The 22,278-nt window shown below is 66.7% G+C and carries 21 protein-coding genes; 11 read left to right on the forward strand and 10 right to left on the reverse strand.

Features of this window, described 5'->3' with window-relative positions; translation table 11 throughout:
* Nucleotide 1: 1 nt before the first annotated feature.
* A complete protein-coding gene (locus DFO45_RS15775; RefSeq protein ID WP_133865618.1) occupies nt 2–1,159 on the forward strand; it encodes a hypothetical protein in 1,158 nt (385 codons plus the stop codon).
* A 27-nt stretch (nt 1,160–1,186) separates the two neighbouring features.
* On the opposite strand, the gene DFO45_RS15780 is transcribed toward DFO45_RS15775, so the two are convergent.
* The 6 genes from DFO45_RS15780 to DFO45_RS15805 all read right to left on the reverse strand — a co-directional run bounded on the left by DFO45_RS15780 (nt 1,187) and on the right by DFO45_RS15805 (nt 6,164).
* Entirely contained in the window at nt 1,187–1,534 is a 348-nt protein-coding gene (locus tag DFO45_RS15780) for a cupin domain-containing protein (protein WP_012171856.1), read from the reverse strand.
* A 51-nt stretch (nt 1,535–1,585) separates the two neighbouring features.
* Nucleotides 1,586–2,341 carry a 2-dehydro-3-deoxy-D-gluconate 5-dehydrogenase KduD gene (kduD, locus tag DFO45_RS15785; RefSeq protein WP_133865619.1) on the reverse strand — a complete coding sequence of 252 codons (756 nt, stop codon included), beginning with the start codon at nt 2,339–2,341 and terminating at the stop codon, nt 1,586–1,588.
* 5 nt (nt 2,342–2,346) lie between these two features.
* Nucleotides 2,347–3,186 carry a 5-dehydro-4-deoxy-D-glucuronate isomerase gene (gene kduI / locus DFO45_RS15790; RefSeq protein ID WP_133865620.1) on the reverse strand — a complete coding sequence of 280 codons (840 nt, stop codon included), beginning with the start codon at nt 3,184–3,186 and terminating at the stop codon, nt 2,347–2,349.
* 50 nt (nt 3,187–3,236) lie between these two features.
* Complete coding sequence (locus DFO45_RS15795; protein ID WP_133865621.1) at nt 3,237–4,517, reverse strand: TRAP transporter large permease; 1,281 nt, start codon at nt 4,515–4,517, stop codon at nt 3,237–3,239.
* A 16-nt stretch (nt 4,518–4,533) separates the two neighbouring features.
* A complete protein-coding gene (locus tag DFO45_RS15800; protein WP_245518120.1) occupies nt 4,534–5,100 on the reverse strand; it encodes a TRAP transporter small permease in 567 nt (188 codons plus the stop codon).
* A gap of 74 nt (nt 5,101–5,174) precedes the next feature.
* Complete coding sequence (locus tag DFO45_RS15805) at nt 5,175–6,164, reverse strand: TRAP transporter substrate-binding protein (protein WP_043879518.1); 990 nt, start codon at nt 6,162–6,164, stop codon at nt 5,175–5,177.
* A gap of 139 nt (nt 6,165–6,303) precedes the next feature.
* Here DFO45_RS15805 and DFO45_RS15810 point away from each other — a divergent pair, with 139 nt between their 5' ends.
* On the forward strand, nt 6,304–6,987 hold the full coding sequence (locus DFO45_RS15810) for a GntR family transcriptional regulator (protein ID WP_133865622.1): 684 nt from the start codon (nt 6,304–6,306) through the stop codon (nt 6,985–6,987).
* A gap of 12 nt (nt 6,988–6,999) precedes the next feature.
* Here DFO45_RS15810 and DFO45_RS15815 read toward each other — a convergent pair whose 3' ends face one another.
* A complete protein-coding gene (locus DFO45_RS15815) occupies nt 7,000–8,562 on the reverse strand; it encodes an altronate dehydratase family protein (protein ID WP_133865623.1) in 1,563 nt (520 codons plus the stop codon).
* Nucleotides 8,563–8,650: 88 nt separating this feature from the next.
* On the opposite strand from DFO45_RS15815, the gene DFO45_RS15820 reads away from it, so the two are divergent.
* From DFO45_RS15820 to DFO45_RS25430, 9 genes are all read left to right on the forward strand, one after another.
* A complete protein-coding gene (locus tag DFO45_RS15820) occupies nt 8,651–9,592 on the forward strand; it encodes a GntR family transcriptional regulator (RefSeq protein WP_245518121.1) in 942 nt (313 codons plus the stop codon).
* Between the two features lie 4 nt (nt 9,593–9,596).
* Nucleotides 9,597–11,012, forward strand: coding sequence for a glucuronate isomerase (uxaC, locus tag DFO45_RS15825; protein WP_133865624.1), 1,416 nt, complete (start codon nt 9,597–9,599; stop codon nt 11,010–11,012).
* Between the two features lie 163 nt (nt 11,013–11,175).
* A complete protein-coding gene (locus tag DFO45_RS15830; protein ID WP_133865625.1) occupies nt 11,176–12,363 on the forward strand; it encodes an extracellular solute-binding protein in 1,188 nt (395 codons plus the stop codon).
* A 116-nt stretch (nt 12,364–12,479) separates the two neighbouring features.
* Entirely contained in the window at nt 12,480–13,550 is a 1,071-nt protein-coding gene (locus DFO45_RS15835) for an ABC transporter ATP-binding protein (RefSeq protein ID WP_208299814.1), read from the forward strand.
* On the forward strand, nt 13,547–14,449 hold the full coding sequence (locus DFO45_RS15840) for a sugar ABC transporter permease (RefSeq protein ID WP_012171868.1): 903 nt from the start codon (nt 13,547–13,549) through the stop codon (nt 14,447–14,449). The genes DFO45_RS15835 and DFO45_RS15840 overlap by 4 nt, the downstream gene beginning before the upstream one ends.
* Before the next feature lie 3 nt (nt 14,450–14,452).
* A complete protein-coding gene (locus DFO45_RS15845; RefSeq protein ID WP_133865627.1) occupies nt 14,453–15,295 on the forward strand; it encodes an ABC transporter permease subunit in 843 nt (280 codons plus the stop codon).
* A 69-nt stretch (nt 15,296–15,364) separates the two neighbouring features.
* Complete coding sequence (locus tag DFO45_RS15850; RefSeq protein ID WP_133865628.1) at nt 15,365–16,840, forward strand: mannitol dehydrogenase family protein; 1,476 nt, start codon at nt 15,365–15,367, stop codon at nt 16,838–16,840.
* Nucleotides 16,841–16,920: 80 nt separating this feature from the next.
* The gene (locus DFO45_RS15855; protein WP_133865629.1) at nt 16,921–17,730 is read left to right on the forward strand and encodes a glucose 1-dehydrogenase; all 810 of its coding nucleotides are present in this window, start codon (nt 16,921–16,923) and stop codon (nt 17,728–17,730) included.
* Nucleotides 17,731–18,066: 336 nt separating this feature from the next.
* Nucleotides 18,067–19,740: a methyl-accepting chemotaxis protein gene (locus DFO45_RS25430; RefSeq protein ID WP_133865630.1), complete on the forward strand. Its 1,674-nt coding sequence runs from the start codon at nt 18,067–18,069 to the stop codon at nt 19,738–19,740.
* Nucleotides 19,741–19,756: 16 nt separating this feature from the next.
* On the opposite strand, the gene DFO45_RS15865 is transcribed toward DFO45_RS25430, so the two are convergent.
* The 3 genes from DFO45_RS15865 to DFO45_RS15875 are packed head-to-tail and all read right to left on the reverse strand — an operon-like array spanning nt 19,757 to nt 22,214.
* A complete protein-coding gene (locus DFO45_RS15865) occupies nt 19,757–20,737 on the reverse strand; it encodes a tripartite tricarboxylate transporter substrate binding protein (protein ID WP_133865631.1) in 981 nt (326 codons plus the stop codon).
* A 59-nt stretch (nt 20,738–20,796) separates the two neighbouring features.
* Entirely contained in the window at nt 20,797–21,495 is a 699-nt protein-coding gene (gene ligK, locus DFO45_RS15870; RefSeq protein WP_012171874.1) for a 4-carboxy-4-hydroxy-2-oxoadipate aldolase/oxaloacetate decarboxylase, read from the reverse strand.
* A complete protein-coding gene (locus tag DFO45_RS15875) occupies nt 21,492–22,214 on the reverse strand; it encodes a PIG-L deacetylase family protein (protein ID WP_012171875.1) in 723 nt (240 codons plus the stop codon). The genes ligK and DFO45_RS15875 overlap by 4 nt, the downstream gene beginning before the upstream one ends.
* Nucleotides 22,215–22,278 lie beyond the last annotated feature (64 nt).

Here is a 22,278-nt window from a genome sequence, read left to right on the forward strand (position 1 = left end):
CTTGCCGATGCTTCGCCGGGCGCTGCTGGCGCTCGGTGGGGCTCTCCTGATCTTGCGCGGCACCGCCGCGTCGGGTCTCGATCTGTCGGTCGCCGGCCCGGAGTTCATCGTCTTCGACCAGCGCATGCAGGCCTGCGATACGTCGGATTTGCCGGATGCCCCCGCCCGCGCGTTCCGCAACGCGCAGGGGCAGATGGTGCTGTTCGCACCGAACTTCCGGAACCGCGCGTTCGAGGGGCCGGACCTGCGCCATCTCGCCCGCGATTGCACCGTGCGCTTCGCCGCCCGCCAGAGCGCCGACCCCGGCCAGTTGGACGATCGCACCTGGCTGCATGCCTTCCACACAACGGATGGCATCCATGTCTTCGCTCTGGCCAGCGCCAGCTTCATTCCCTACCGCCATGGGGAATCCTGCGCCGCCGGACGGGAGCGGACAGCCTGCTGGAGCAACGGGATCGCGGCCCTGTCCTCGCAAGATGGCGGGCGCAGTTTCAGCTACACGGCGCCGCCGCCCCAGCATGTACTGATGCCGCCGCAGCCCTTCACCCCGCAGGTGCGCGACCCTGCCGGCTTCGTCTCGGCCACCAACATCGTCTCCTACAAGGGCGACCTCTATTCCATCGTCTGGCGGCGCGAGGCGGACGGGAAACGCTCGCGCAACTGCCTTGTGCGCGCGCCGGGCGGCGATGTGCGGCGCTGGGAGATGTGGACGGGCGAAGGCTTCGCCCCCATGGCCCAGGAAGGCCCGGCGGGCTGGCAGGTCGAGGGCACCGACTGCGCTGCCATCGGCCGTGGCCTGCCGGCGATCCGGGGGCTGGTCCTGCATCCCGCGAGCGGCACCTTCATCGCGGTGTTCCAGATGCGCCCGCGCGGCCCGACCGGCGGCGAGGACGGCTTTTATACGACCACATCCAAGGACATGGTGACCTGGTCCCCGCCGCGCCTGCTGCTCGCCCAGCCCCTGAGGGACGGCCTTGATGACCACGGCACCTTCGCCGGCTATCCGACGCTGATCGACGACAACAGTCCGGACCGCGACTTCGGCACCGTCGGCCCGCAGGCCGACCTTGTCTTCGTCCGCTTCATGGAACTGGGCGCAGGCGGCCCCAAGGGCCGCAACCGCCAGCTCGTGGCGGTGCCCCTCCGGATCACGCCCTGAACGGCCGTCCCCGCAGGTGGGGCTGGCTCAGGCCGCGACGAACTCCTGCCGCATCGGCGTGAACACATCCACGAGGACGCCGGGCTCGATGCAGATGGCGCCATGGTGCACGCCGCCGGGCACGTAGAAGCTGTCACCGGCCTTCAGGCGCGCCGTCTTGCCGTCAATGGTGATGTCGAAGACGCCGCTTTCGACGCTGGTGGTCTGCACATGCGGATGGCTGTGCGGCACGCCGCCGGGGCCCGGCTTCTTGAAGATGACCCGGACCATCATGATCTCGTCGTTATAGGTGAGGATCTGGCGGCTGACGATGTCGTCCAGCACCTCTACCTCCGTCTCGCCCGCGAATGCGAAGACGTCGCCCTTTTGCGCCATGTCTCTTCTCCGGAACGGCGCCCGCGGGATGCGCGGGCGCTCCCTGTTGCTCTATCGGGCCAGCCAGCCGCCATCCACGGGCAGCACCACGCCATGCACATAATCGGAGGCACGCGCGGCAAGAAACACCGCCGCCCCGCCGAGTTCCGAGGGTTGGCCCCAGTGGCCGGCCGGAATGCGGGCGAGAATGGCGGCACTGCGCTCGGGGTCTTCCCGCAGGGCCTGCGTGTTGTTGGTCTCGAAATAGCCGGGCGCGATGGCGTTCACATTGATGCCCTTGCCCGCCCATTCGCAGGCCAGAAGCCGAGTGAGGCCAGCCAGCCCGCTCTTGCTCGCCGTGTAAGACGGGATGCGGATGCCGCCCTGGAAGGAGAGGAGCGAAGCGATGTTGATCACCTTTCCGCCCCTCCCGTCCGCCAGCATGCCCCGCGCCACCCCCTGGGTGAGGAAGAACGTGCTCTTGAGGTTCACATCCATCACCGCGTCCCAATCGGCCTCGGTGAAGTCGATGGCGTCGGCGCGGCGGATGATGCCCGCATTGTTGACGAGGATGTCGACGCGCCCGCCGACGGAGGCCTCCTCGACAATGCGTCCGATAGGCTCCAGCGTCGCGAGATCCGCCCGCACCTCGGTGAAGGCGACGCCCGCCGCGCGCACGGCTTCACCCGTCTCGTCCATGGCGGAGCGGCCCACGGCGACGATGCCGGCACCCGCCTGAGCAAGGGCCACCGCGATCGCCTGCCCGAGGCCTGTATTGGCGCCGGTGACGACGGCGCGTTTGCCGGAAAGGTCAAAAGGAGAGGTCATCCCGCTCACCGCAACTGGTCCATGGCCACCATGTCCATGTCCGTATAATCGATATTGTCGCCGCCCATACCCCAGATAAAGGTGTAGGCGCGGGTGCCGACGCCGGAATGGATGGACCACGGCGGCGAGATGATGGCCTGACCGTCCGCCACCACCAGATGGCGCGTCTCCTCCGGCTTGCCCATCAGATGGACGACGCGGGCGTCCGCCGGCAGACCGAAATAGAGATAGACCTCCGAGCGCCGGTCATGCACGTGGCAGGGCATGGTGTTCCAGATATTGCCCTCGGCCAGCTCCGTCATGCCCATGACGAGCTGGCAGGACTTCACCACGTCCGGATGGATCATCTGATAGATGGTACGTTTGTTGGCGGTGGCCTGATCGCCGAGCGGCATGGCCTTGGCCTCGGCGATCCTCACCACCTTGGTCTCGTAGCGCGCATGGGCGGGCGTCGAGAGCAGATAGAATTTCGCCGGCGCATCGGGATCATCCGAGAGGAATTCCACATCCTTCGTGCCCTGCGCCACATAGAGCGCGTCGCGGTGCCCGAGAACATAGGCCTCCCCGTCCGCGACCACCTTGCCCGGGCCACCAATGTTGAAGACACCCAGCTCGCGCCGGTCGAGGAAATTCGGCGACCCGATGGTGGCCTTGTCGCTCTCCAGCTTCAGGGCATCGCTCCGGGGCGTCGCGCCGCCGATGACGAAACGTTCCACATGGCTGTAGGTCAGCAGCACCTTGCCCGGCTCGAACAGCCGCTCGACGAGGAAATGCTGGCGCAGCGCCGCCGTATCATAGCCGCTCACCGCGTCCGGGTGGCTGACCTGGCGCACGTCGATCATCATGATGAAAACCTTTCGGGGAAAGAACGGGCGCCAAACGCGCCCTCGAATGCTCAGCGGAAGACGGACGGGAGCCAGAGCGAGATGGCCGGAACATAGGTCACGAGCATCAGCACGAAAATCGTGGCTCCGAAGAAGGGCCAGATCGTCTTCATGGCCTCGCCGATGGAGATCTTGCCCACCGCACAGCCCACGAACAGCACCGAGCCCACCGGCGGCGTGTTGAGCCCGATCCCCGCATTGAGGATGAGGATGACGCCAAAGTGCACGGGGTCGATACCGAATGCCTTCACGAGCGGGAGGAAGATGGGCGTGCAGATGATGATCATCGGCGCCATGTCCATGAAGGTGCCGAGGATGAGCAGCAGGATATTGATCAGCAGCAGGATGACGTAAGGATTGGAGGAGACCGACTGCATCAGGTCGATGGTCGTCTTCGGCACCTGCAGAAAGGCCATCAGCCAGCCGAAAGCCCCGGCGGTGCCGATGACCAGCAGCACCATCGCAGTGGTCCGCACGGCACCGAGCGTAGCATGGACGAAGCCGTTCCAATCCATCTCCCGATAAACCAGAAGGGTCACCAGCAAGGCGTAGATGACGGCGATGCAGGAACTCTCGGTCGCGGTGAAGATACCCGAGCGCACGCCGCCGAAGATGATGCCGATGAGCATGATGCCCGGCAGTGCCGCGAGCACCGCGCGCAGAACCCCATGCCAGCCCGGAAAGACGCCTGCGGGATAACCACGTCGACGCGCGACGACGTAGGCCGTGATCATCATCGCCGCCGCCAGCAGGAGACCGGGAATAATGCCGGCAGTGAAGAGGTCGGCGATTGAGATCACGCCGCCCGCTGCCAGTGAATAGATGATCATGTTGTGGGACGGCGGGATCATGAGCGCGATGATCGCCGAATTCACCGTGACGTTGACGGCGTAATCCTTGGCATACCCTCGCTTTTCCATCTGCGGGATCATGATGCCGCCGATGGCCGAGGCATCCGCCACCGCCGAACCGGAAATGCCGCCGAAGAGAGTGGAGGCCACCACATTCACCTGCCCGAGACCGCCGCGCAGATGCCCCACCAGAGATGCGGCCATGCCGATGAGCCGGTCGGCGATGCCGCCGCGCATCATCAGATCACCGGCAAAGATGAAGAAGGGGATGGCCAGCATCGAGAAGGCGTTCATGCCCGAATTGAGCTGCTGGAACACCACGACCGGCGGCAGGTCGAGATAGACCACCGTGGCGACGGACGCGAGGCCGAGGCAGAACGCAACGGGCGTGCCGAGAAGGAGGAGGAAGGCAAAGACGCCGAAGAGGATTGCAATCGCCATGATAATGCCCTCTCGCTCAGTCCACGGAATGCGGTGCGGACAGCGGGACGCTCTCGACGCGCGGCGCGACGAGATCGTGCAGGAGCCGCTCCAGAGAGAACAGGACGATCAGACCGCCGCCCCCCACCAGCGGTAGGTAATCCACGCCCTGAGGAAGGTTCACACCCGCCATCTTGGCGCTCCAGGTGCCCATGGCGAGATCCCATCCATACCAGGCCATGGCCGCGCCAAAGCCGGTGATTAGGACATGGGTGATAATCTCCATGACGCGCCGGACGGGCGGCGGGGCAAAATGCAGGCCGATCTCGAAACCGAGATGATCCCCTTCCCGCACCCCCACAGCGGCGCCGAGCAGGATGAACCAGCTCATGAGCAGAAGGGCAAAAGGCTCAGTCCAGCTCGGAGAGTCGTTGAGCACATATCTGCCGATCACCTGCCAGAACACCACGGCGGTCATCAGCAGAAGCCCGAGCCCAGACACATAGAGCGCGATACGGGAAAGGCCGCGCACCAGACGATGCAGCAGAACAAAAATGGGCATGGCACCCATGGTGGCGGACCCTCGCAAGGACTGATCGGTCATGGCTTCATCTCCGCTCCGGCCTCAGGCCGGCGGCCGAAGCGGGCGGCGCCTTCCGGGCCGCCCGCGCTGTGCCGTCAGGCGGTCGCCTTGATGCGCGCGACCAGGTCCTTCATCTTCTCGGAGGTGACGAACTTGTCGTAGACGGGCTTCATGGCGTCGATGAAGGGCTGTTTGTCCACCTCATTGATGAGGGCGCCCCCCTTGATGACCTTCTCCTTGGCCTCGGCGTCGCGCTTGGCCCAGAGTTCGCGCATCTTCAGCGTTGCCGCCTTGCCTGCTTCGCGGAAGAGCTTCTGGTCGTCCGCCGAGAGCTTGTCCCATGAGCGCTTTGACATGCAGAAAACTTCCGGCGCCATGGAATGCTCGGTGAGCGAGAAATACTTCGCCACCTCATAGTGCTTCACGGATTCGTAGGAGGGGAAGTTGTTTTCCGCGCCGTCCACGAGCCCGGTCTGGAGCGCGGAGTAAAGCTCGCCGAAGGGCATGGGGGTCGCATTGGCGCCAAGCGCATTGATGAGGGCGATGAAGAGATCCGACTGCTGCACGCGGATCTTCATGCCCTTCATGTCGGCCAGCGTGTTGATGGGCCGCTTGGAATTGTACATGGAGCGGGCGCCGCTATCGAAGAAGCCCAGCACGATGAGGCCGTGCGGCTCGAACGCCTTGCCGATCTCGGCGCCGATGGGGCCGTCCACCACGCTGTACATGTGCTGCACGGAGCGGAAGAGGAACGGCAGGCCGAGCACCGCCGTCTCGGGGATCAGATTGTTGAAGGGCGCGGTGTTGACGCGGTTGAGATCGATGACGCCGAAGCGGGTCTGCTCGATCGTGTCCTTCTCCTGGCCAAGCTGGCCGGAGCTGAAGACCTGGACCTTCACACGGCCATTGGTCTTATCCTGAAGATACTGCCCGAAGAACTTCACCGACTCCACGGTCGGATAGCCGTCGGGGTGGATGTCTGCGGAACGCAGCGTCACGCTCTGGGCGGAAGCGCGCGTGAAGGGCGCCACCGCGAAGGCGGCGGAGGCAGCGGTCAGCGCAAGCGCATGACGTCGGGTCAGCATTGGCGTTCTCCCTGAGTGATGATGTTCTTGTTGGGCCCGCATATGGTACCTCGGAACGGCGCGGGAGCGACGGAACCGGATTCAGCGCATGCAGGCCCCACACTTGTATGGTAGTATGGACGAACTGGCAACTGGGAGAATGAACGTGGACGCCCTGAATGTGCCGACGACGGGATCAGCGGCACAGCGCATCGAGACGGAACTGCGCCGCGCGATCATCTCCATGTCGCTGCCGCCGGGCACGCGCCTGTCCGAGCAGGAGATCGCCACGAGCCATGGCGTGTCTCGCCAGCCGGTGCGGGAGGCACTCATCGGCCTTGCACGCACGCGGCTCGTGGAAATCCTGCCCCAGCGCGGCACCGTGGTGGTGAAGATCTCGACGCGCAAGATGATGGAAGCGCGGTTCGTCCGCGAGGCCATCGAGACCGCCGTCGCCCGCAAGGCTGCCGAGGCCTTCGATCCGGCGCAGCGCACGCGCATCGACGATCTGATCGACCTCCAGTCCAAGGCGGCGCAACGCAACGACCATGGCACCTTCCAGCGCTATGATGAACTGTTCCACGTGGCGCTGGCGGAAGGCGCCGGCTGCGGCCTTGCCTGGGAGGCCATCAGCGACATCAAGGCCCACATGGACCGGGCGTGCCATCTCACGCTAACCAGCGCCGCGACCATGGCCGCATTGGTGGATCAGCACCGGGCCATCATGGTTGCGGTGGACGCCCGCGATCCTGCGGGCGCGGCGGAAGCCATGCGCTGTCACCTGAGCGAGATCCTGCGCGCCTTGCCCAAGGTCGCGCAGGAGCATCCCGACCTGTTCGAATAGGCCGGGAACGCCTCACATCACAGCGCCCACCTGCCAGGGCACGAATTCCGCATCGCCATAGCCGAGCGCCTCGGACTTCGTGCGCTCGCCGGAAGCGGTACGCAGGATCTTGTCGAAGATCTCGCGCCCCTTCTCTTCCAGCGTCACGCCGTCGAGGACATCGCCGCAATTGATGTCCATGTCCTCTTCCATCCGGCGGTAGATGTCGGAATTGGTGGCGAGCTTGAGCGAAGGGGTGGGCTTGCAGCCGAAGGCGGAGCCACGCCCGGTGGTGAAGCAGATGAGATTGGCCCCGCCCGCCACCTGGCCCGTGGCAGCCACGGGATCATAGCCGGGAGTGTCCATATAGACGAAGCCGTGCTCCGTCACCGGCTCGGCATATTCATAGACGGCCCGGAGCGTCGAGGCGCCGCCCTTTGCTGCCGCGCCCAGCGACTTCTCCAGAATGGTGGTGAGACCGCCCGCCTTGTTGCCGGGTGAGGGATTGTTGTTCATCTCGCCCGCGCTGCGCGAGGTGTACTCCTCCCACCATTTGATGCGCGCCACCAGTTTCTCGCCCACAGCGCGGTCTACCGCGCGGCGGGTGAGCAGATGCTCGGCGCCGTAGATTTCCGGCGTCTCCGAGAGGATGGACGTGCCACCATTGCGCACGAGAAGATCGGAGGCGACGCCGAGCGCCGGATTGGCAGTGAGCGCGCTGTAGCCGTCCGAGCCGCCGCACTGGAGGGCGAGGATGAGTTCGGAGGCCGGGCGCGTCTGCCGGCGGTGCGCGGCGGCGGCAGGCAGCATCTCCTTGAGCGCGCCCACCAGATGCTCCACCGTCTTGCGGGTGCCGCCCTCGTCCTGAATGGTCAGCGAGCGGAAGCCATCGCTCTCCTGCACACCATATTCGGACTTGAAGCGGGCGATCTGGAACACCTCGCAGCCCAGTCCCACCATCACCACGGCAGCGAAATTGGGATGCGTCGCATAGCCCCACAGGGTGCGGTTCAGGATATCGAATCCCTCGCCCTTGGAGGCCATGCCGCAGCCGGTGCCGTGGGTGATGGGCACGATGCCGTCGATGCCTGGAAACTGCTCCAGAACCCCTGAGCGCTCCAGCTCCTGCGCGGCGAAGCGCGCCACCGAGGCCGAGCAGTTCACGCTCGTGAGAATGCCGAGATAATTGCGCGTGCCCGTGCGGCCGTTGGAGCGGCGATAGCCCTGAAAGGTCGCCCGCTCGGCCTCCGGCAGAAGGCCATCGTCGTGGGCGTCCACCGCGAAGGCATAGTCGCGGGAGAAATCGTGCAGCACCACATTGTGCTCATGCACGTGGTCGCCCGGTGCGATGGTCCGCGCGGCAAAGCCGATGATCTGGCCCAGCTTGCGCACCGGCTCGCCCTCGGCGATGGGCACCAGCGCAAACTTGTGGCCGCGCGGAATGCGCGCCTGCGCCGTGATGCCGGACACCACAACACCCGGCGCGAGCGCATCGAGCGCCACGGCCACATTGTCGGAGGCCGCCAGATGCAGAACGCGCGGCGAAGCAGCGCCGGCGCGCACCTCCGAAGCCCCTTCGCGAACCAGCTCATCCATTGGTCGACCTCCCGTAGCGTTATCGTTGACGGCGTTGATATGCTAATATATTAGCATCGCAAAACATCACAAGTGGGAGCGAGGAAACGTGCCAGCGGAGCCGGCATTTGCGCGGTGGACGGAGGGGCTTGAGGCCACGGGCCTCGCCAAGCGCGTGCGCGCCATTCCAGCCTCCGCGCGCATCCATGCCGCCTTGCGCGAGCAGATCATCGGCATGGAAATCGCCCCCGGATCCGCGCTTCAGGAGAAGCAGATCGCGCTCGCCTGCGGCGTCAGCCGCACGCCGGTGCGCGAGGCGCTGCTGAAGCTCGCGGACGAGCGCCTGGTGGATATCTTTCCGCAGTACGGCACTTTCGTTTCGCGCATCTCCGTGCCCGCCATGCACGACGCCATGGTGATCCGCGATGCGCTGGAGCGCGCCGCCGTGCGCGGCGCGGCCATCGCCGCCACCGAGGCCGCGATCACGCGCCTGCGCAATATCCTCACCGAGCAGCGCACCACTCACGAGGCAGGGCACCTCACCGCCTTCCACGCGGCGGACGAGACCTTCCATCAGGCCATCGCCGAGATCGCCGGGCACCCCAATCTCTGGCGCGTGGTGCGACAGGAGAAGGCCCATGTGGACCGGTGCCGTATCCTCTCCCTGCCCTCCCCCAGCCGCCGTATCGACGTGATGGCGGACCACGAGGCCATCTTCGAAGGCATCGCCTCGCGCGATCCGGACAAGGCCGAGGCCGCCATGCGGGCGCATCTGGATCAGGTGCTGCCCTCGGTCGGAATGCTGGTGAAAGCGCATCCCGGCTATTTCGAGGGCGTAGATCAGGCCCCCGTCGCGCCCGTCCATGCGGACGGCACGCCGGTTCAGCCCGCGCCCGTCAATGGCACGACAAGCGCGCCCAAGGCGAACGGAACCCGCACCCGGCGCGTGAAGGCCGAAGCGGTCCTCGCGGAGGCGGACGCAGAGCTCAAGGCGTCGCGGCAGACGACGCGCAAAACCTCATCAAAAACGCCCCGGGAAAGGACACGTTGAGCCCATGGCGAGCCCCCTCATCCACCCCGACCGCCTGTTTCCCGCCGACCCCGCCGTGCGCGCGGTGGCCCGGCGCCTTTATGAACAGGTAGCCGGCCTGCCCATCGTCTCGCCCCACGGCCACACCGACCCGCGCTGGTATGCGGAGAACAAGAATTTCCCGGATCCCGCACGCCTGTTCGTGGTGCCGGATCACTACATCTTCCGCATGCTCTACAGCCAGGGCATCCCGCTGGAGCAGTTGGGCGTGCCCCGCCGCGACGGCGGCGAGACTGAACAGGACGGCCGCAAGATCTGGCGCCTGTTTGCCTCCCATTACCACCTCTTCCGCGGCACCCCGACCCGCTCCTGGCTGGACCATGCCTTCGCCACGCTGTTCGACATCGAAGAGCGGCTGAATGCGGAGAATGCGGACCGCCTCTACGACCGCATCGCCGAGCGACTGGAGACCGACGCCTACAAGCCGCGTGCCCTGTTCGAGCGCTTCAACATTGAGGCCATCGCCACCACCGAGAGCCCGCTGGACGAGCTGAAGTGGCACCAGATGATCCGCGACTCGGGCTGGACCGGCCGCGTCGTCACCGCCTACCGGCCGGACCCGGTGGTCGATCCGGAATTCGAGGGGTTCCGCGACAATCTCACCCGCTTCGGCGAACTGACCGGCGAGGACACCTTCTCCTGGACCGGCTATCTGGAGGCCCACCGCAAGCGGCGCGCCTTCTTCAAGAGCTATGGCGCCACCTCCACCGACCATGGCCACCCGAGCGCCCGCACCGCCGACCTTTCGCTCGGCGAGGCGGAAGCGCTGTTCGAGCGCGTGGCCGGCGGTCAGGAGGTCTCGGCGCAGGATGCGGAACTCTTCCGCGCCCAGATGCTCACCGAAATGGCGCGCATGTCCGTTGATGACGGGCTGGTGATGCAGATCCACCCCGGCTCCGTGCGCAACCACAATGGCGGCATCCTCGCCCGCCACGGCCGCGACATGGGCGCCGACATTCCGAGCCGCACGGACTATGTGCATGCGCTGAAGCCGCTGCTGGACCGCTTCGGCAACGAGAAGAACCTCACCATCATCCTGTTCACGCTGGATGAGACGAGCTACTCGCGCGAACTCGCCCCGCTCGCCGGCCATTATCCCGTGCTGCGCCTCGGCCCGGCCTGGTGGTTCTTCGATGCGCCGGAGGGCATGAAGCGCTTCCGCGAGCTGACCACGGAGACGGCGGGCTTCTACAACACCGTCGGCTTCAACGACGACACGCGCGCCTTCCCCTCCATTCCCGCCCGGCACGACGTGGCCCGGCGCGTGGACTGCGCCTATCTCGCCGAACTGGTGACGACCCACCGGCTCGATGAGGACGAGGCGCACGAAGTCGCCCACGACCTCGCCTACAGGCTCGCCAAGAAAGCCTACAGGCTCTGACCTTAGCGGGTGCAGCGCACCCGGGGGCATCCGGTCCGGTCGCATCGCACCGGTCCGGCTGGCCCGTCACCGACTTTGAAATCGAGCCCGATCTTCCGGCCAGACCGGCAGTCGATCCGATCGGGACGGGCTCGCGAGGAAACGCCAAGGGAGAAATGCGACCATGACTTTCTCGAACATCAGCCGCCGCACCTTTGTGGGTGGTGTGGCCGGCGCGGCGGGTCTTGCCGCGCTCGGCGGCCGCGCGCAGGCGCAGCTCGCCCTGCCGAAATCACCCATCACCCTCAATGTGGTGGACGTGGCCGGCAATCTCGCGCTGACCCAGAAGCCCATCGAGAACTACCGGAAGGCGAAGCCCAACCTCGTCTCCAAGATCTCCTTCACCAAGGCCCCCGCGCCGGAACTGCCTGGCAAGATCAAGGCCCAGCAGGAAGCCGGCCGCGTCGATATCGACATCGTGCTCACCGGCACGGACGCGCTCGCCGCCGGCATCGACCAGAAGCTCTGGGTGGAGATGCTGCCGGCCCACGCCTCGGCCCTGCCCAAGCTCAACGACATCTATCTGGAACCCGCCGCGCGCATGCAGACGCTGGCGAGCGGCCAGGGCGTGGTCGTGACCTATTATCCCTCCGGCCCGCTGATCGAATACATGCCGACCGTGAAGACCGCGCCGACGACGGCGGAGGAGCTTCTGGCCTGGACGCGCGAAAACAAGAACCGCTTCCTCTATGCCCGCCCCGCCAATTCCGGCCCCGGCCGCACCTGGCTCATGGGCCTGCCCTATCTGCTCAAGGATGCGGACCCGACTGACCCGATCAAGGGCTGGGACAAGACCTGGGCCTATCTGAAGGCGCTGGGCGAGAACATCGAGTATTATCCCTCCGGCACCACGCCCACCATGAAGGAACTGGGCGAGGGCTCGCGCGACATCATCGTCTCCACCACCGGCTGGGACATCAATCCGCGCGTGCTCGGCATCGTGCCGAAGGAGGCCAAGGTCGGCGCCCTCAAGGGCTTCCACTGGGTGGCCGACGCGCATTACGTCTGCGTGCCCAAGGGCCTGCCGGACGAGAAGATGGCGGTCATCCTCGACCTCATCTCCTTCATCCTGCAGCCGCAGCAGCAGGCCTACACCTATGACGAGGGCTATTTCTATCCGGGCCCGGCGGTGAAGAACGTGCCGCTGGACCTCGCCCCCGCCGAAAGCCAAGCCGCCATCAAGGAATATGGCCGGCCGGAATATGCCGCGCTGATCGCCGATAATCCCATCGAGCTCCCGCTGATGCCGGACAAGATGGTGCAGGCCTTCCGGCGTTGGGACGAAGAGATCGGCGCGGCGAAGAAGAAGTAGCCGCACGCTTCCGCGCGCCGCGCAAGCAGCGGCGCGCCTCTCGACACTCTCGGAACCCGCCGGCGCGTCACGCGCCGGCATCCTGACCGTGCAACTTCCGGACGCGCGCCATGACCATTCACGCCGCCAGTTTCAATGAACTCAAGCTCGACCGCCTGTCGCGCGAATTCGGTACGCTCAATGCGCTGAAGGAGGTCAACCTCACCATCCGCCAGGGCGAATTCATCGCGCTGCTCGGCCCCTCGGGCTGCGGAAAATCCACCACGCTGAACATCCTCGCCGGCCTCCTGCCCGCCACCGGCGGCGGCATCTGGCTGGATGACAAGCGCATCGACCAGTTGCGCCCCGAGGAGCGCGGCTTCGGCATGGTGTTCCAGAACTACGCGCTCTTCCCGCACATGAGCGTGGAAGACAATGTGGGCTTCGGCCTGCTGATGCGCGGTATGTCCAAGGCCGAGCGCAAGAAGCGGGTGGACGAGGCCATCACCATGGTCCGCCTCAACGGCCACGGCCACAAGCTGCCCGGCCAGCTCTCCGGCGGCCAGCAGCAGCGCGTCGCCATCGCCCGTGCCATTGTGGTGGAGCCGCCGCTGGTGCTCATGGACGAGCCGCTCTCCAACCTCGACGCCAAGCTGCGCCTTGAGATGCGCGCCGAAATCCGCCGCATCCACAACATGCTCGGCGCCACCACCATCTACGTGACCCACGATCAGGAAGAGGCGCTTTCGCTCGCCGACCGCATCGTGGTGCTGAAGGATGGCGTGGTGCGTCAGGTGGGCGCACCGGATGAACTTTTCGCCAACCCAAACTATCTCGACGTCGCCGAATTCATGGGCTTCCGCAATCGCCTCACGGGCACCATCGCCTCCCGCGAGGGAGAGAGTGCGGTCGTCTCCATGGCGGCCGGCGGACAGATGGTCGGCCGCGTGCGAGGCGATGCCGCCGTGGGCGACCGGGTGATCGTCGCCATGCGGTCGGATGACCTCAAGCACGCGGCAGAAGGCGAAGGCTTCCCGGTGCGCGTTGCCTCCAGCGAGTTCCGGGGCCGCGAATATTGCGCCTTCGGCTCGGCCTCGGACGGCACGGATCTCGCCTTCCTTTCCCACAGTCCGCTGGTGGCCGGCGATCAGGTTCAGGTCTCTGCCGATCCCGCCCGAGTCCTCGTTTTCCCGGATCGCACCCAATGAGCCGCCCCGTGTCCCTCGACGCGCCCCGCATCTCCCTGTCGCAGCGTCTCGCTGCCCGAGGCATCGACGGCCTGACGCTGCTTGTGCTGCCGGCCGCGCTCTTCATCCTTGGCCTGTTCGTCTATCCCTTCCTCTATGGGCTCTGGCTGTCGTTCCAGCCCAAGGTGGGCGGCACGCTGGCCAATTATGTGAAGTTCTTCTCCGACCCGTTCCTCTACGGGACCATCGCCACCACCTTGTGGCTGGCGCTGCCGGTGACGATCCTCAACATCGTGCTCGCGGTGCCAATCGCGCTGCGCGTACGCCACCTGCGCCGCCAGCGGCTGCTGACCACCATTCTCGTGATCCCGATCACGCTGGGCACGGTGCTGGTGGCTGAAGGCCTGCTGAACTATCTGGGGCCGCAGGGCTGGTTCAATCGCACGCTCATCACCCTCGGCCTCATCTCCAAGCCGCTGGCGCTGCTCCACAATTACTGGGGCGTGTTCATCTCGCTGCTGCTGACGGGCTTCCCCTTCACCTTCCTGCTCACCCTCTCCTATCTGTCGGGCCTCGACCCGGCGCTGGAGCAGGCGGCGGCGACGCTGGGGGCGGGATCGTGGCAGCGGTTCCGGCACATCATCCTGCCGCTGCTGCTGGCGGGCCTTGCCATCACCTTTTGCCTGTCCTTCGTGCAGGCCTTCTCGGTGTTCCCCTCGGCGGTGCTCTTGGGCGCCCCGGCTGGTCCCACCCGCGTCATTTCGATTGCGGCCTATCAGGCGGCCTTCGAGGACTACGATTATTCCATGGCCTCGGCCATCGCCATGATCATGGCCGTGGTGCAACTGGCCATCGTCGCGGCGCTGCTGTTCGCCCGCGGCCTCATCTATCGCGGCGCCACCTCCGGCGGAAAGGGCTGAGCCATGATCCGGGATACGACACTCGGCGCGAAGCTCTGGATCACCGCCGTCTGGGCCGTGATCGGCTTCTTCATCCTGAACCTCCTCGCCATGATCGGGGCGGTGGTGGTCTCCTCCTTCGCCACGCGCTGGCTCGGCACATGGATGCCGCTCGGCTGGACGACGCGCTGGTACACCTCCGCCTGGGACGAATTCCAGCTCAATGACGTGCTGATCGTCACCTTCCAGGTGGTGTTCCTCGTGGTCTTCCTGTCCGGCCTCATCGGCGTGCCTGCGGCCTATGCCATGGCCCGCCGGGACTTCCCGGGCAAGAAGCTGGTGATGCTGCTGTTCCTGCTGCCTCTGCTGGTGCCGCCCATCACCTTCGGCATTCCGCTCGCCACCGTGCTCTACCGGGCAGGGCTCGCGGGCAGCATGACGGGCGTAGTGCTGGCCAATCTGGTGCCCACGGTGCCCTTCGTGGTTCTGGTCATGATCCCCTTCGTGGAACAGATCGACCAGCGCATCGAGGCGGCGGCGCGGGTGTTCGGCGCCAATACCTTCAAGCTGTTCCGGCATGTGCTGGTGCCGCTGCTGCTGCCCGGCATCCTCGCCGCGCTGCTCTTGGTGCTGGTGCGCACCATCGCCATGTTCGAGCTGACCTTCCTCACCGCCGGCCCTACCAGCCAGACGCTGGTCGTCGCGCTCTATTATGCGGTGTTCGCCTCCGGTGTGCGGGCGGTGCAGTCCATCGACGCCATGGCGGTGGTGTACATGATCACCACGCTCATCTGGCTGCTCATCGCGCTGCGCTTCGTCAATCCGACGCAGATCGTGGCCCGCGCCAAGTCCGAGCACGCCCACTGACCTGATGCGGGGCGCGCGGGAAGCCGCGCGCCCCGTTCTCGTTCCAACGCCCATTCAAGAAGGCCGAAGATGCGCCTCTCGCTTGCCAATCTGAGCCGTCTTCCGGCCGATATCCGCCGCCCCGCCTATGACGTCGCCTCCGCACAGGTGGGCGTCGTCCATCTCGGCGTCGGTGCCTTCCACCGCGCCCATCAGGCCGTCTATCTGGACGACTGCCTCGCCCGTGGCGCCGCCGGCTGGGCGGTGTGCGGCGCCAGCCTGCGCTCACCCGACACGTCGGAGGCGCTCGATCCGCAGGATGGCCTCTATACGCTCGCGGTCCGTTCCGGCGCGGGCGATGATCTGCGCGTCATCGGCTCGCTGCGCCGCCTGCTGGTGGCCCCGCGCGATCCGGCCGCGCTCCTCGCGGTCATGTGCGATCCCAACGTGCGCATCGTCACCCTGACCGTGACGGAGAAGGGCTATTGCCACGATCCGGCCACCGGCACGCTGGACGAAGCTCACCCCGACATCATCGCGGACCTCGCCAATCCGTCCGCCCCCCGCAGCGCGCCCGGCTTCCTCGTGGAAGCACTTGCCCGACGGCGGGCGGCGGGCGTCGCGCCCTTCACGGTGCTCTGCTGCGACAACCTTCCCGCCAATGGCGAGACGGTGGCCCGCGTGGTGGCGCGCTTTGCCGCCTTGCGCGACCCGGACCTCGGCCGCTGGGTAGAGGCGGAAGTCGCCTTCCCCTGCACCATGGTGGACCGCATCGTGCCCGCCACCACCGATGCCGACCGGGCCGTGGTGGCCGGGCGGCTCGGCATGGAGGACGCTTGGCCGGTGATGGCCGAGCCCTTCACCCAATGGGTGGTGGAGGATCGCTTCCCCGCCGGCCGGCCGCCGCTCGAAGAGGTGGGCGCGGAACTGGTGGCGGATGTGCGCCCCTATGAATTGATGAAGCTGCGCCTGCTCAACGGCAGCCACTCCACCCTTGCCTATCTCGGCTATCTGGCCGGCAAGGAGACCATTGCCGACACCATGGCCGAGCCTGCCTTCCAGAAGCTCGTGGCGCGGCTTCAGGACGAGGAAGTCACCTCCACCGTGCCGGCGCCCCCCGGCGCCAATCTCACCGCTTACAAACAGGCCCTGCGCGAGCGTTTCGCCAATCCGGCGCTGAAGCACCGCACGTGGCAGATCGCCATGGACGGCTCGCAAAAGCTGCCCCAGCGCCTGCTCTCCCCCATCCGCGACCGGCTCGCCGCTGGCGCACCCATCGGCTTCCTCGCCCTCGGGGTGGCGGGCTGGATGCGCTATGTCTCGGGCACGGATGAGAAAGGCAGCGCCATCGACGTGCGCGACCCCCTCGCCGCCCGCTTCAAGGCGGTGGCGGAGGTTGCCGGCCCTGACGCGGAACGGCTGGCGGATGGCCTTCTTGCGGTGCGCGAGGTCTTCGGCGCCGACCTGCCGGCCGATCCCCGCTTCACCGGTGCGGTGAAGGCGGCGCTGGGCCGCCTTTATGCACAGGGCGCCGCCGCCAGCGTGGACGCTGCCACGCGGGGTTGACGCTGCGGCGAAGGACCGCGACGTTCGGGCACGCACGCAGAAGGCGGAGATTCCCATTCCGCTTCTCTGAAAGGAAGCCCATGAGCCCCCATCGCCTGCTTCGACCCTCCCCCACGCCACTCTTTCCGGACCTCGCGGGCAAGAGCGTGCTCGTCACCGGGGCCTCGACAGGCATCGGCGCGGCGGTCGCGGAGGGGTATGCGGCCAGCGGGGCCAAGGTGGCCGTGCATTACAACGCCAGCCGGGAACCGGCCGAGCAACTCGTCGATCGCATTCAGGCGGCTGGCAGCGAAGCCGTGCTCATCCAGGGCGACGTGACCGAGCCCGGTGCGCCGGCGCGGATCGTCAAAGCGGCCGTGGATGCCTTCGGCCGGCTCGACGTGCTCGTCAACAATGCCGGCGGGCTCGTGGAGCGCGTGCCCATCCCCGATTACACGCCGGAATTTGCCGCCCGCGTGCTCGACCTCAATGTCACGCAGGTGATCGCCTTCGTGACCGCGGCGGTACAGCAAATGACGGGCCAGCCCGATCCGGGCGGCTCCATCATCAATGTCTCCTCCGTGGCCGCCCGCAACGGCGGCGGCAACGGGGCCGTTCTGTACGCGGCGGCCAAGGGCTTCATCTCGACCGCCACCCACGGTTGGGCCAAGGAACTCGCCAAGAGCGGCATCCGCGTCAATGCGGTGGCCCCCGGTGTGATCGCGACCCCCTTCCACGAACGCTTCTCGACGCCCCAGCAGATGGCCGCCATGCAGGCGACCATCCCCATGGACCGCATCGGCATTCCGGAAGAATGCGTGGGGGCGTTCCTGTTCCTCGCCTCCGACGCAGCCAGCGGCTACATCACCGGGCAGATCCTGGAGGTAAACGGCGGCCAGTACATGCCCTGACCCCGGCCGGTTTCGGGGGCAATGGTGAGGCGGTTTGCGCACAGATCGGCTGATAAATTGCTGACTATATTCTAGGACTTCTTGCAGGAGCGTCCCTCGTGGCCAGCAACATGGCGCGCCGGATGAGAGCCCGGTCTGCGCTGCGACGTCAAAGCCGTCGCGTTCGTTGATCTTTCGGCTACCTAGCGGAGAAATTTTCTTCGGAGCACTATCTCGCGCCGGCCCTTTCAAAGGATCGGCCAAAATGCCCGGAGGAACGCCCGCATGTTTGGTTTGTGGGACAAACAAAAGACTGCAAACAGCAGGCAACAGGTAGCGAAACCCGAGCCGGTCGTGGTGGAAAAGGCCGCTCCGCCCCCGCAACCCGAGTTGCGGACAGGAGATGCGGAACTCGTCGCGCTGCTGGAAACCGACATCCGACGGGCGGAAACGAAACTGGCGGGTGCCGGTGCCGCCATGCGAGCGGCGGCTGCCGCGGGCGTGCGCGATCTGGAGCACATCCGTGCCGACAGCGAGGTGATGAGCGCGGAAACGGCCTCGGCCAAGGAGAATGCCGCGAGCCTCGCGCGTGCCATCGGCGCCTTCGCCGAGACCGCCACCGAGATCGGCCGGCAGGCGCAAACGTCCGGGCGGCTCGCGGGCGAAGCCGAGACCGCCAATCAGGCCGTGACGGCGGCCACGCGGGAACTACATGTGGCCATCAGCCAGATCCAGGCCGTGGTCGCGCTCATTTCCGACATTGCGAGCCAGACCAACCTGCTCGCCCTCAATGCCTCCATCGAGGCCGCCCGCGCAGGCACGGCGGGCGCGGGCTTTGCGGTGGTGGCGAGCGAGGTGAAGGCACTGGCGGGAGAGACCCAGAAGGCGACCAAGGAGATATCGGAGAAGATCGACCGGCTGGAAGCCGCCGCCAAGGCGAGCGAGACCGCCGTGCAGCGCGTCAGCGGCACCATTGCCGAAATCCGCCCCGTGGCGGCGCGCGTGGCGGAGGCGGTGGCCGGGCAGGTCGGCGCCATCGACGAGATCGGCCGCAGCGCGGAAGAGGTGGAACGCTTCGCCGAGGTGGTGGCGGACCGCGCCCGCTCCATCAGCGCCGCCACCGGCGCCGCGGCGCAGACCAGCGCCGAGATCGAGCAGCGCACCGGCGACATGACCCACAATGTGGAGGAGATGTCACGCCATCTGCTCAGCGTGCTGCGTCAGACGCCGCTGGGCGACCGGCGCAAGTTCGACCGCTGGCCGGTGGAGATCTCCGGCCGTCTGTCCCATGCGGGCGGCGCGGCGTCGGTGAAGACCCTCGATCTTTCCATGGGCGGCGCCCTGCTCGCCGCAGTCACGCCCACCCCGCGGGTGGGCGAGCGGATCACGCTCGACCTGCCGGGTCTCGGCCCCCTGCCCGGCCGGATCGCGGCAAACAGTCCGCTCGGCTGCCACATCGCCTTCGAGCGCACCGACCATGCGGCGGTGGAAAGCCGCATCGCCGCCATCGCCCGCGAGGCGGCCGACGCCATCGCCCGTGCCCAGAGGGGAGCCGAAACGGTGCGCGAGGCCTTCGCGCGGGCCCTCGCGGCCGGCCGCATCAGCCGCGATGCCCTGTTCGACACCACCTATCGCACCCTGCCCGGCACCGATCCCGAGCAGGTGGAAACCCGAGCGCTTTCCTTCCTTGAAAGCACCCTGCCGCCCTTGCAGGAACCCATGCTGGGCGAAGACGGACGGCTCGCCTTCTGCGTGGCGGTGGATGTGAACGGCTATCTGCCGGTGCATAACGCGCAATATTCCAAGCCGCAGCGCCCCGGCGATCCCGCCTGGAACAACGCCAACAGCCGCAACCGGCGCATCTTCGATGACCGGGCGGGCCTGCTCGCGGCCCGGAACACCAAGCCCTTCCTCGTGCAGGTCTACGCCCGGCACATCGGCGGGCAGGTCATCATGATGCGCGAGGTGGATGCGCCCATCATCATCGAGGGGCGGCATTGGGGCGCCTTCCGCACCTGCTACCGGATGTAGCGCGCCGGGCGAGCGGCTATTGCCGCTCGATGCCCGCCTTCTCGATCACCGCCGTCCATTTGGCGATGTCGGCCTTCAGCCGGTCGCCAAGCTCCTCCGGGGTGCTCGCCCGCGCCTCGATCCCTAGGTCCAGCAGCTTGCGCTTCACATCCGGCATCGCGACCACCTCGGTGATCGCCTTGTTCAGCACGCCGATCACCTCGGGCGGCGTGCCCCCGGGCGCGAAGATGGCATTCCAGGAGGTGACCTCGAAGCCCTTCACCCCGCTTTCGTCGACAGTCACGAGATCGGGCAGCACCACCGAACGGGTCGGACCCGAGGCGGCGATCGCGCGCAGCTTCCGGTCCGCCATCATCGCCCGCGCGGAAGCATAGCTGTCGATCATCACGTCCACGTCGCCACGGGTGGCGGCGATGACGAGATCGGGCGTCGTCTTGTAGGGGATGATGGTGACATCAACGCCGGCCATGGACTTGAACAGCTCCGCCGACAAGTTCTGGCTGGAGCCCACATTGATGGTGCCGAGATTCAGCGCGCCCGGCGAGGCCTTGGCGAAAGCGATGACATCCTGCACCGAATGGTATTTCGAGCCGGCCGCCGTCACGAACAGGAACTCGAAATAGCCGAGCGACGAGACGGGCGCGAAATCCTTCACCGGATTGAAAGGCAGCTTCTTGAACAGCGGGACCGATATGGCCGTGCCGTTGGTCAGGAGCGCGAGCGTATAACCGTCCTTGGCCCCCTGAAGGGCCGCCCGCGCGGCGGTGATGCCGCCGGCACCGGGCTGGTTGTCGATGATGAACTGCTGTCCGAGTTTCTCGGTCAGCTTCTCGGCCACGACACGCACTGTGATGTCGGCAATGCCGCCCGGCCCGAACGGCACGACAATCCGCACGGGGCGGATCGGATAAGGCGTCTGTTCCGCAGCAGGCGCCGGTGCGGCACCGAGCGCGAAGACCATCGCGCAGCCGGCAGCGATCCTTGCGAGCAAGGTCATGATGTCCTCCCTTGGAAATCGGCGGCGCCGGTAGGCTCCGGCGTCCGCCCCTGGTGCCGTCAGCCCTTCAGTTGCGAGGCATCGTCCACATAGACGAGGCCGGCCGCAGCCAGCGGCTCGCGCATCTTGTACATGTCGAGCCCGAGCACGCCGGAGGCGAGCTTGGCGCGCTTCTCGCCCTCATTGGCCTCGCGGGCGGCGGCCTTCTCGGCCACCTCGGCGGCGCGGGCGAGCGGCACCACGACGACGCCGTCGTCATCGGCCACCACCACATCGCCGGGGTTGACCAGCGCACCGGCGCAGACCACGGGAATGTTCACGGAGCCCACCGTCGCCTTCACCGTGCCCTTGGCGGACACCGCCCGCGGCCATACGGGAAAGCCCATCTCGGTGAGCGTCTTCACGTCCCGGCACCCGGCATCGATGACGAGGCCCACGGCCCCGCGCGCCTTGAAGGAAGTGGCCAGCAGGTCGCCGAACATGCCGTCCGTATTGTCGGTGGTGCAGGCCACGACCACGATGTCGCCGGGCTTGATCTGCTCGGCCGCCACGTGAAGCATCCAGTTGTCGCCGGGCTGCGCGAGCACGGTGACGGCGCTGCCGGCCACCTGCGCGCCCGCATAGATCGGGCGCATGTAGGTCTTCATGAGGCCGATCCGGCCCATGGCCTCATGAACGGTGGCGACGCCGAACCCGGCCAGTTGGTCGATCACCGACTGTTCGGCGCGGGAGATGTTGCGGACGACGACGCCGGTCATGCCAGTTCCTCCAGGATCATCGGGAACAGGCGCTGGTAGGCCTCGCCATAGGTCATCGCCCGGCCCGAGTTACGGCCGCCCTGTACGCCGCGGTTGAGCGCGACGCGGGTGTAGTATTCCCAGAGATGCTTCTGTGCGGCGAGCACCTCGAACGCCTTGCGCTTCACCTCCCAGACGTCGTCGATGTTGAGGATGACGTTGGGCTTGAAGTCGCACTGCTCGGGCTGATGGGGCTCGAACAGGAAGACCGGCGGGGCGGCATAGGCGCGGGTCGGGTCCGGCTTGTGACCGGCGGCCTGCGCGATGATGCGGGCCTCCTGCGCGAGGCGCGTGGCCTCCGGATGATCGACGTTATAGGGATCGTTGAGCGAGTGCGTCAGCACGAAGGCCGGCTTCTCCTCGCGATAGATGTCGATGAGGCGGTCGAGGATGGCCTCCGTGCCCCGCAGCGGATAGTCGCCCGCGTCGAAGAACTCGATCTCGGCACCGAGGATGCGCGCGGCCTCCTCGGCCTCCGCCTTGCGCTGGGCCTTGACGTCCTCAAGCTTCACGCCGGCCGTCTTCCAGGCCCACTGGCTCTCGCCGCGCTCTCCGTAGGACAGGCAGGCGATCTTGACCCGATAGCCCTTGCGCGCATGGAGCGCGATGGCGCCACCCGCGCGCCAGACGAAATCGCCCGGATGGGCCGTGATGACGAGAGCGGTTTTTCCTTGCGACATGGTCCTGGACCTTCATTGCCATCTTGAAAGGGCCGCAGGCGGTGGCGCCTTGCGGCGGAAGGGA

Source organism: Azorhizobium sp. AG788 (assembly GCF_004364705.1).
GTDB classification, from domain to species: Bacteria; Pseudomonadota; Alphaproteobacteria; order Rhizobiales; family Xanthobacteraceae; genus Azorhizobium; species Azorhizobium caulinodans.